The organism is Timonella senegalensis JC301 (assembly GCF_000312125.1).
Lineage (GTDB): Bacteria > Actinomycetota > Actinomycetes > Actinomycetales > Cellulomonadaceae > Timonella > Timonella senegalensis.
In genome coordinates this window covers 549,490-559,818 of record NZ_HE978643.1, presented here as the reverse complement: position 1 = coordinate 559,818, position 10,329 = coordinate 549,490, and the positions used below count along the sequence as shown (strand labels likewise).

Annotated in this window: 7 protein-coding genes; 2 read left to right on the top strand and 5 right to left on the bottom strand. The window is 61.5% G+C overall.

Annotated features, from left to right (window positions below; genetic code table 11):
- A partial coding sequence (locus HGSM_RS10440) for a RecQ family ATP-dependent DNA helicase (protein WP_040594942.1) occupies positions 1-2,023 on the top strand: 2,023 nt, incomplete at its 5' end.
- 72 nt (positions 2,024-2,095) lie between these two features.
- Here HGSM_RS10440 and HGSM_RS10435 read toward each other — a convergent pair.
- The 3 genes from HGSM_RS10435 to HGSM_RS10425 form a co-directional block, all read right to left on the bottom strand.
- The gene (locus HGSM_RS10435) at positions 2,096-3,142 is read right to left on the bottom strand and encodes a LacI family DNA-binding transcriptional regulator (RefSeq protein ID WP_019148704.1); all 1,047 of its coding nucleotides are present in this window, start codon (positions 3,140-3,142) and stop codon (positions 2,096-2,098) included.
- 39 nt (positions 3,143-3,181) lie between these two features.
- A complete protein-coding gene (hisD, locus tag HGSM_RS10430; protein ID WP_040595107.1) occupies positions 3,182-4,510 on the bottom strand; it encodes a histidinol dehydrogenase in 1,329 nt (442 codons plus the stop codon).
- A 112-nt stretch (positions 4,511-4,622) separates the two neighbouring features.
- Complete coding sequence (locus HGSM_RS10425) at positions 4,623-5,876, bottom strand: MFS transporter (RefSeq protein ID WP_019148702.1); 1,254 nt, start codon at positions 5,874-5,876, stop codon at positions 4,623-4,625.
- A 30-nt stretch (positions 5,877-5,906) separates the two neighbouring features.
- Between HGSM_RS10425 and HGSM_RS10420 the strand changes: the two genes are divergently transcribed.
- On the top strand, positions 5,907-6,125 hold the full coding sequence (locus HGSM_RS10420) for an RNA-binding S4 domain-containing protein (RefSeq protein WP_019148701.1): 219 nt from the start codon (positions 5,907-5,909) through the stop codon (positions 6,123-6,125).
- Positions 6,126-6,343: 218 nt separating this feature from the next.
- On the opposite strand, the gene HGSM_RS10415 is transcribed toward HGSM_RS10420, so the two are convergent.
- Both HGSM_RS10415 and dnaE read right to left on the bottom strand, forming a co-directional pair.
- The gene (locus tag HGSM_RS10415; RefSeq protein WP_019148700.1) at positions 6,344-6,745 is read right to left on the bottom strand and encodes a pyridoxamine 5'-phosphate oxidase family protein; all 402 of its coding nucleotides are present in this window, start codon (positions 6,743-6,745) and stop codon (positions 6,344-6,346) included.
- A gap of 16 nt (positions 6,746-6,761) precedes the next feature.
- Positions 6,762-10,292 carry a DNA polymerase III subunit alpha gene (gene dnaE / locus HGSM_RS10410; RefSeq protein ID WP_019148699.1) on the bottom strand — a complete coding sequence of 1,177 codons (3,531 nt, stop codon included), beginning with the start codon at positions 10,290-10,292 and terminating at the stop codon, positions 6,762-6,764.
- Between the last annotated feature and the right edge of the window lie 37 nt (positions 10,293-10,329).

Below are 10,329 nucleotides of genomic sequence, written 5' to 3'. Positions count from 1 at the left end.
TGCGCTCGTGGTCGAGCGCACCGGCTGGGGAAAGTCGGCGGTGTACTTCGTAGCCACCGCCCTCCTGCGCGCCCAAGGTGAGGGCCCGACCATCATCATCTCGCCGCTGCTCGCCCTTATGCGCGACCAGATCGCCGCCGCCGAACGCGCTGGCATCCGGGCCGTGACAATAAACTCGTCAAACGTGACCGAGTGGGACGAAGTTAACCGGGAGATCCACTCGGGACGAGTGGACGTACTCCTATGCTCCCCCGAGCGGCTCAACAACCCGGGCTTCCGTGACGCCGTGCTGCCGGCGCTGAGCCAAGAATCCGGGCTCGTGGTGATCGATGAGGCCCACTGCATCTCGGACTGGGGCCACGACTTCCGGCCGGACTACCGCCGCATCCGGACTCTCCTCGAGGACCTGCGTCCAGGAATCCCCGTGCTTGCGACCACCGCAACCGCAAACGAGCGGGTCTCGACCGACATCGCCGAACAGCTCTCCATCAGCAAGGACGGCCACGGCGAGGGCGTCCTCGTATTGCGCGGAAACCTCGACCGAGAGTCCCTCCACCTCGCTGTGGTCCAACTCCCTGACATGCCGCGTCGAGTGGGCTGGCTCATCGACGCCCTCAACCACTTTGAGGGCTCAGGCATCATCTACACGCTGACTGTAAGCGCCGCACATGAGGTGACAGAGCAGCTGCGGGCGGCAGGCCACGACGTAGCAGCGTACACAGGCGCAACCGAAACCCAGGAACGCGAGGAACTCGAGCAGCGCCTCAAGGACAACCGGATCAAGGCCCTCGTGGCAACCTCCGCACTCGGTATGGGCTTTGACAAGCCGGACCTCCGGTTCGTGTTCCACCTAGGAGCGCCAAACTCCCCCATCGCTTATTACCAACAGGTGGGTCGTGCCGGCCGTGGAGTTGACCAGGCGAGCGTTGTGCTCCTGCCGGGCGAGGAGGATCGCAGGATCTGGGACTACTTCGGGTCCCTCGCCTTCCCTCCGCGCCAACAGGTCGACCAGGTGCTCGAGTACCTCGAGAGCGCCCGCGCCACAGGCGGAAAGCCCGTCTCCATCCCGACCCTCGAGACCCAGGTGGACCTCCGCCGCTCCCGCCTCGAGATGATGCTCAAGGTCCTTGATGTGGACGGCGCCGTCAAGCGCGTCCAGGGCGGATGGATCTCCACGGGCGAACCATGGGAGTACGACGCGGAGCGATACCAGCGAGTCGAGGCTGCGCGCGCACATGAGCAGGCCTCCATGCTCACCTACATCTCGACGACCGCATGCCGGCTTGGGTTCCTGCGGCACACGCTCGATGACCCGGAACTTAGCGCGGGCTATAGTTGCGGGCGCTGCGACAACTGCGGGGGCATCACGCTGCCCGCCGTTGTATCGGATGAGTCCCTGAGGGTCGCCTCGGCCACCGCGTCGGCACCAGGAATCACGCTTGCGGTGCGCAAGATGTGGCCAACGGGCATGTCCAACCTAGGCATCAACGTTTCAGGACGAATTGCGCCGGGGGCAAAGATCGAAGAGGGGCGGGCGATATCCCGCATTGACGGGTTGGGACTGTCCACGCTGCTTCGCGAGGTGTTCGCACCCGCCGCCCCAGACGCACCACTACCCGCACCGTTGCGCTCCGCCGCAGTGCAAGTACTCGGCGAATGGCCGGCGCTCGCGGACATTGAAGGCATCGTCTGTGTCCGGTCGACGAGCCGTCCAGCCATGATGGAGCACCTCGCGGGAGGGCTGGCCCAGTACCTAAAGAAACCTCTGGTCGGAACGGTCGGCCCACGCGCTGGCCAGGAGGAGGTCGGACGGCACGACGTCAACTCAGCGATCAGGCTCTCGGGAATCGCAGGCAGACTCCAATTGGAGCTCTCCCCCGCGGCACTCGCCGGACTCAACGGCCGCACGGTACTGCTCCTCGACGACTACAGCGACACGGGATGGACCCTGGCGTACGCCGGGATGCTCCTACGAAATGCTGGTGCCAAGGTTGTCTACCCGTTCGTCCTTGCCCAGTTCTAGATCAACATAACGCAACTGAAACAGCACAAAGGGGCGACTCCTTCTGGAGACGCCCCTTTGTGCAAGTGTGCATTACTCGGTAGAGGCCGGCGCCCCGGTTGACTCACGGACGTACAGTTCGCCCGCAAACACCTCGTGCGCGACCTTCACCATCTCGCCGTCGATGAGCGCAAGTGCGTGACGAGCCGCCGCGCGTCCCAACTCAACGGAGGGAAGTTCGACCGACGTCAGGCTCGGTGACGAGATCGACGAATACGACAGGTTGTCGAACGAGGCCACAGAGAGGTCTCCGGGGATTGACAGGCCGAGCTTGCGCGCAGCCTTGATGACGCCGTACGCCTGAATGTCGGTCGCACAGATGACGCACGTCACCTCGTCGCCCTTCCACTCCGCCCACGACGACTCGAACGCGCGGGCAGCCGCCTCAAACTCCACAACGGAGGATGCAGTACTGCTCTTGGACTCCGTTCCACCGGACTGGGTGATCTGGTCCATGAGCGCCTCGCGGCGCAGATCGAAGGTTTTGGAACCCGTAATCGAATCGAGGTATCCAAAGGACCTATGCCCGAGCCCGATAAGGTGGTTACCAAGTAGACGCGCACTGGCGTCAATATCGATGTTGATGGTCGGAGCAACGTGCTCCATTCCCGGAGCGTCAATGAGGACCATGGGGGCTTGTCCGCGCACGTCGTGCACAAAGGACTCGTTCGGAGCAAAGATTAGGAGCGCCGAAGGGCGGTACTCGAGCGACGCGCGGATCTCCTGCGCCTGAGGAAGGTTGCCATCGTCCGTGACGGACACCAGCAGCTGGAACCTGTCCGCGATAATTTCCTTGATGCCGGCGATAACCCCCGCAAAGAAGGGGTTGGAGATGTCAGGGGCAATGAGGATGACCAAGTCGCTAGATCCCTTTGACAGGGAGCTAGCGACTCGGTCAACTACGTATCCGAGCTCTTTGATCGACTCGCGCACCTTGCTCACGTTTGCCGGAGAAACACGTCCCCGAAACTTGTCGTTGACTACAAGTGAAACGGTGGCAACGGAGACGCCCGCGTGCTTTGCAACCATGGTTGCCGTCACGCGACCGCCGGAGTGATGACGAGTGAGTTCGGGGGTCATATGCACATGCTAATACGGTGACGCTAGCGAACTGGCCATTTACTGCACGAATCGCGCTGCAACGGCCTCGCCGTGTGCGGGCAGATCCTCTGCATTGGACAGTGCCACGATCTTGCTGGAGAGCTCTTCCAGCCCCTCGCGCGAGTACTCAATGACCTGCACTGCCTTCACGAACGAGTGCACGCCAAGTCCCGAGGTGAACGCCGCACATCCGCCTGTCGGGAGAACGTGGTTTGAGCCAGCCATGTAGTCGCCCAGGGAGACTGGCGAGTATGGGCCGACAAAGATGGCTCCCGCACTGGAGACCCGATCCGCCCACTGTGAAGCGTCCCTGGTCTGGATCTCGAGGTGCTCGGCGCCGTAAGCATCCACAACCGCGAGACCCTGCTCTAGGTCGTCTACGAGTACGATTGCCGACTGCGGTCCGCCCAGCGCGATACCTACCCGATCCGAGTGCTTAGTAGCGCCCGCAACCTCAACGATGCGCTCGGCAACCTCCTGCGCCAGTTCCGGGCTCGACGTCACAAGGACTGAACCCGCATTAGGGTCGTGTTCCGCCTGACTAACAAGGTCGTAAACCACGTGATCGACCTGTGCGGTGTCATCCGCGAGGATCGCGATCTCCGTTGGACCCGCCTCGGCATCGATTCCAACGACACCCTGCACAACCCGCTTTGCGGCCGCAACGAACACGTTTCCCGGACCCGTGATGACGTTGACCGGCTCACACAACCATGTGCCGTCCTGTGGTTCGCTTCCGCGAGCGCCGTACGCGAACATACCGATCGCCTGAGCGCCACCGACTGCGTAGACCTCGTCAACGCCCAGGAGTTTGCACGCAGCAAGGATGGTGGGGTGCGGAAGGCCTCCGTTCTCGCGCTGCGGCGGGGACGTGACCGCGAGCTGCTTGACCCCTGCCTCCTGCGCCGCAACTACGTTCATGACCACGGAAGACGGGTACACGGCGAGACCGCCGGGTACGTACAAACCCACACGCGTCACGGGGATCCACCGCTGGCGCACAACTGCCCCGGCGGAGAGCTCCACGGTGAAGTCCTGCGGGCGCTGCGCCGCGTGCACCTTGCGCACGCGGACGATCGCTTCCTCAAGGCCCGCCCGTACGAGCGGGTCGAGGCCCGCAAGCGCGCGATCCAGCTCCTGCGCGGGAACCCGCAGATGTTCCGGTGCGATCCCGTCTAACTTTGCGGAGACCTCACGAATATGTGCCGCTCCGCGCTCCCTGACGCCCTCAAGAATTGGGGTGACAATCTGCGCTGCATCGTCAACACTCACCTCTGCACGAGGCAAGATGTCGAGCAATTCGCGCGTAGAGAGCGACTGGCCACGGAGATCTAGACGTTTCATCACGATCTCCACTCTAGTGCTCTGCGCTGGACGTGGCGTAGGCATTTTGTACTGTAAGACATCGACCTAGGCGCAAAGGATGTGGAGTGATGTCGCTAGGCGCTCGTTTCCCAAGTCACCTATCGCTAGGTAAGGAAGCGGTTTGAATGCCCTTCTCAATCCTCGCGTTCCACAACCCGAACAGGACCATGAGAACAACGGAACCGATGGGGAACCACATTGAGACGCTCGTGCCAAAGGCATCGACGACCCGCCCGGTCACCGCGGTAAGGAGCGACTGCCCCACAACCACCGCACTGGACAGGATTGTCATGACGGTCGCCGAGCGGCCCACAGGGGCGCGGGCGGAACCGAGCGAGAAGATTGTCACGAGCGTAGGACCAAGCCCAATACCCAGCACCACGAGGACAGCAACCATCGCTGGAACTGAGTGAATCATCGGTAAGAAAACAACGCTGACAAGCGAGACGAGGGCAAAGACGATCCAGCGCGCGGCAAGCGTGAAGGAAGCCGGGAACAGCACCACGGCGATCGCGAAGATCGCCGAGCCGATCCCGAGCGCACCGTAAACCACTCCGGCGGAGTCGCCGGCGCCTCGATCGTCCATGAACGAAGTCAGGGAGGTGAGCATGCTGCCAAAGAAAGTGCCAATCGAAAGCATGCCCGCCGCCAGTACAAGAATCTTCGCGGATAGCACATCCCGAAGGCTGCCGGTTGGAGCCGAGTGTTCTGCACGGCGCACCACGGAAGCGGTCGGGTGCAGCGCAAAGCCACCTACGCACACGAGCGTCAAAGCGGCAGCAACCACAAGCGGCGCCCACGGGGCGATCTGCACGGAGAGCACGCCCACAGCGACGGGACCAAACACAAACACGAGCTCGTCGGCCATGGACTCCACACTCATCGTGCGGTTGAGCGTGCGGCTACGCACGTGCGAGGGGAGCTTCAGGTTGATGATCGAGAGCAGTCGGGCGCGCGACATCGCCGCGAGCTGCGGAGCTGACGCGCCAATGACGAACGCCGCCGCCATCAGCACACCGACCGGGCGGTGCTGGTACGTGAGGACCGTCAGCGCCACCAGCGTAAGCGAATGAACCAGGGTCGAGGCGAGCAGGACCACTCGCTGGCCAAACCTGTCAGCGGCCATACCAAGGAAGGGACCGGCGACAGCGGTACCAATACCGACTACGGCAGAAGTGGCTCCGGCATCGGTGAAAGATCCCGTGACGGTCACTACGAGAGTGAGGACTCCAACGACCGTCATTGCGAATGGGAGACGACCCATCATCGCGAGCGGATAGTAGGTGGAGCCCAGATGCGAGAGCAGTCGAGGGGAAGACTCGGTGGTTACGGATTCGCCGGAAATCATGCGCGTGGCACCTCGTGCGAAAATGGGAGCATGATTGACATTGAAATCAAAGACGACATGATTCGGCTCGGCCAGTTCCTTAAGCTTGCTGATGTGGTAGAAAACGGCGCACACGCACGCGAAGTCATTGCGGCGGGCGAGGTATCCGTCAACGGTGAAATCGATACACGTCGAGGACGACAGCTCACAAAGGGCGACATCGTTACCCTATCAACCCCCTCCGGCCGATTCGACGTCCGGGTGGCGTGAGCCTGGTCGCTATGTCCTAGCGCCCCACAAACTGCGAAAGCGCATCGGAACGTGTTCCGATGCGCTTTCGCGTTGGTGCTTGTGCTGAGGCCGGCGATAGGGCCGGCGCTCTGGTGCGAAGGCCGGGTCAGCGGCGGGGCCGTGATCTGGGGCCAGTGACCTGTGGCCAGCGGGCCGTGGCCACAGTTCAGAGCTCCGCTTGGAATAGGACGTCAGGCCTAGCGTGCCATGTAGACCGAACTCATCACGTTGTCGGCCTTGACCTCAATCACGATGCGCTCCGGGTCCGCCTCAAGCGGCCTGTAGCGCACGGCGTATCGCTTGACCGCGTCCGCAATGACCTCGGTGTCCTCAATCACCGTGGACGTGCCCTCGATCGTGATCCACCTGCCACCATCAACCTGGCACAGCGCCACCCGCGGCGGCTGGCCGGAGTATCCCCGTGCGTTACGCGCCTTGACCGAGGACCGTTTGGTCGTGATGCGGGCAACTCCCTTGTCCGCGTCCCACGTGAATGCCACGGGCACCACGTGGGGAGTCCCGTCAGCACGCAACGTGGTCAGCGTGGCAAGGTGGCGTTCCATGACGAAGACCCTCTGCTCAGGGGTCAGGTGAAGCATCGTTCTACCGTCCTATCTAGTTCAGGCAGCTCGCGCCCAGCAGCGCCTTGAGCTCTCCATACAGTGCTGGGTTCTTCTCGACCCGCAGGCGGTCATCGAGCTTAAGCACGGTTGCCCGACCCGGGCTCGTCACCTTGAGGCGCACCTCCGACTTGCCGGGGTGGGTCTTGAGTGTCTCGCGCAGGCGCTCCAGAACCGACTCGATGCACCGCGAGCTGGGCAGCGTCACGAGCATCGGCGACTCGGTGGTTGAGCTCAGGTCCGGGATGCTGACCTCCATAGCTTGGAGCTGCATCGTGTCATCACGGCGGCGAACGCGCCCCTTCAGCACGACGACCTGGTCCTCGGCGAGCATGCCCGAGTACGCCAGATACGTTTCGCCGAAGAACATGACCTCGACCGATCCTTCGAGGTCCTCAATCGTGACGGCAGCCCAGGGGTTGCCCTGCTTGGACATCTTGCGCTGCAGGCTTGTGACCAAGCCTGCGATGACCACAGTGGATCCGTCAGAACGGACTTCGTCCGCCATCAGCGTTGCAATTGAGACATCCGACGATTGCTCTAGTACGTGTTCAAGCCCCGAGAGCGGATGGTCAGACACGTAGAGGCCGAGCATGTCGCGCTCGAACTGGAGGCGCTGCTTCTTGTCCCAGTCAGGAAGGTCTGGGATATCGATGTGGAACGACATGTCATCGTCTTCGCCGCCGAAGTCAGCGAAGAGGTCGAATTGCCCCTCCGCTTCCTTGCGCTTGACGCCGATCACCGAGTCCACGGCCTGCTCGTGGACGAGATGGAGTCCTCGCCGCCCGTGCCCAAGCGAGTCGAATGCGCCAGCCTTAATGAGCGACTCGATCGTCCTCTTGTTGCACACGACCGCCGGCACCTTGTCCAGGAAGTCAGTGAACGAGGTATAACTCGACTTATCCTCACGGGTCGCCACGATTGAGTCCACCACGTTGGCTCCGACATTTCGCACGGCTGTCAGTCCGAAGCGGATGTCCTTGCCAACAGCGGTAAAGTTTGCCGCCGAGGAGTTGACGTCGGGAGGCAGAACCGTAATGCCCATGCGGCGGCATTCGTTCAAGTAGAGGGCCGACTTATCCTTGTCGTCCTTCACTGAGGTGAGTAGTGCCGCCATGTACTCGGCCGGGTAGTGCGCCTTTAGGTACGCGGTCCAGTAGGAAACCAGACCATACGCTGCAGAGTGCGCCTTGTTAAAGGCGTAACCAGCGAACGGAACGAGTACGTCCCACACGGCCTGGACGGCTTCATCCGAGTAACCGTTGTCGCGCATTCCCTGACGGAATGGCACGAACTCCTTGTCCAGGATCTCCTTCTTCTTCTTACCCATTGCACGACGAAGCAAGTCTGCTTGGCCGAGCGAGTAACCGGCAAGAATTTGCGCGGCCTTCTGCACCTGCTCCTGGTAGACGATGAGGCCATAGGTCGTGTCTAGGACCTCAGCGAGTGGCTTCTCCAGTTCAGGGTGGATTGGGGTGATCTCCTGCAGACCGTTCTTACGCAACGCGTAGTTGGTGTGCGAGTTCATTCCCATTGGGCCCGGGCGGTACAGCGCGATAACTGCGGAGATGTCTTCAAAGTTGTCGGGGCGCATCTGCCTCAACAGGGCCCGCATCGGACCACCATCGAGTTGGAACACGCCCAGCGTGTCGCCACGGGCGAGCAGCGCGTAGGCTTCCTTGTCGTCGAATGTCAGGTCCTCAAGAACGATGGGGTCCTTGCCATTCATCTCGATGTTCTCGAGCGCATCAGACAGGATAGTCAGGTTTCGCAGGCCCAGGAAGTCCATCTTGATCAGGCCAAGGCCTTCACAGGTTGGATAGTCGAACTGGGTGATGACCGCGCCGTCCTGTGGGCGACGCATGATCGGGATAATGTCAATGAGCGGGTGGCTTGACATGATGACACCAGCCGCGTGAACACCCCACTGGCGCTTCAGGCCCTCGATACCCATGGCGAGTTCAACGACTCTCTGGGAGTCTGGGTCAGCAGCATGGACCTCACGGAACTCCGAGGCCTCTGGGTAACGCGGGTGCTTCTCGTCAAAGATGCCGCCGAGAGGGATGTCCTTGCCCATGACGGCGGGAGGCATCGCCTTGGTCAGCTTCTCCCCCATCGCATATGGCATACCAAGGAGGCGGGAGGCGTCCTTGATGGCCTGCTTCGCCTTGATGGTTCCGTAGGTGACGATCTGAGCCACGCGGTCTTCGCCGTACTTATCGGTCACATACTTGATGACCTCGGTGCGGCGACGCTCGTCAAAGTCGACGTCGAAGTCAGGCATCGAAATACGCTCAGGGTTGAGGAATCGCTCAAAGATGAGCCCGTGTTCCAGCGGGTCGAGCTCCGTAATGCCCATCGCATACGCGACCATCGAGCCAGCCCCAGAACCACGTCCCGGGCCCACGCGGATACCGTTCTTCTTGGACCAGTTAATGAAGTCCGCGACCACCAGGAAGTAGCCAGGGAATCCCATCTGGTTGATGACACCGACCTCGTACTCTGCCTGCTTGCGCACCTTGTCCGGGATACCGGCCGGGTAGCGCCGGTGCAGGCCAATCTCCACTTCCTTGACGAACCAAGAGGACTCGTCTTCGCCCGGAGGCGTTGGGAAGTTTGGCATGTAGTTGGCGCTGGTGTCGAACGAGACATCGCACTGCTCAGCGATGAGCAGAGTGTTGTCGCACGCCTCAGGGAAGTCGCGCCAGAGATCACGCATCTCGGCAGCGGACTTGATGTAGTAACCGTCACCGTCGAACTTGAAACGGTCTGGGTCCAGAAGTGTGGAACCCGAGTTGATGCACAGCAGCGCCTCCTGTGAGGAGGAGTCCTCTCTGCGTACATAGTGCGAGTCGTTGGTGGCAACGAGCGGAGCGCCGATCTTCTTTGCGATCTCTAGGAGTTCCGAACGAACGCGGTTCTCAATAGTGAGTCCGTGGTCCATGAGCTCGACGAACAGGCTCTCCTTGCCAAAGATGTCCTGGAGTTCCCCTGCCGCCTTGAGCGCCTCGTCGAACTGTCCGAGACGCAATCTCGTCTGGATTTCTCCCGATGGGCACCCAGTCGAGGCGATCAGACCCTCTGAGTACGTCTGCATAAGCTCTCGGTCCATGCGAGGCCACTTGCCCATCTGACCCTCAAGCGAGGCCAGAGAAGACATGCGGAACAGGTTGTGCAAACCGGTGTTGTTCTTGGCCCATAGCGTGAGGTGCGTATAAGCACCTCGGGCCGAGACATCGTCGCTCTTCTGGCTGGGGTCACCCCACAACTGCCTCGTGGGATCAAACCGGCTGGTTCCAGGGGTCACATACGCTTCGACGCCAATGATCGGCTTAATGCCCGCAGACTTTGCCTTGGACCAGGACTCATACGCGCCAAAAATGTAGCCGTGGTCAGTGGTAGCAATCGCCGATTGACCTAGGCGCGCAGTCTCCTCGAACAGATCATCGAGCCTCGCTGCGCCATCCAGCATGGAGTACTCAGTGTGGACGTGGAGGTGAACAAAGTCTGCGTTCGAAACTGGCATGACTTGAGTCTAGAACCTTTCCTGGGTGCCCGGGTCA

Coding starts and splice junctions, on each gene's coding strand:
- HGSM_RS10435 (WP_019148704.1), bottom strand. CDS start 3,142: ATGACCCCCGAACTCACTCGTCATCACTCCGGCGGTCGCGTGACGGCA.
- HGSM_RS10425 (WP_019148702.1), bottom strand. CDS start 5,876: ATGATTTCCGGCGAATCCGTAACCACCGAGTCTTCCCCTCGACTGCTC.
- HGSM_RS10420 (WP_019148701.1), top strand. CDS start 5,907: ATGATTGACATTGAAATCAAAGACGACATGATTCGGCTCGGCCAGTTC.
- HGSM_RS10415 (WP_019148700.1), bottom strand. CDS start 6,745: ATGCTTCACCTGACCCCTGAGCAGAGGGTCTTCGTCATGGAACGCCAC.
- dnaE (WP_019148699.1), bottom strand. CDS start 10,292: ATGCCAGTTTCGAACGCAGACTTTGTTCACCTCCACGTCCACACTGAG.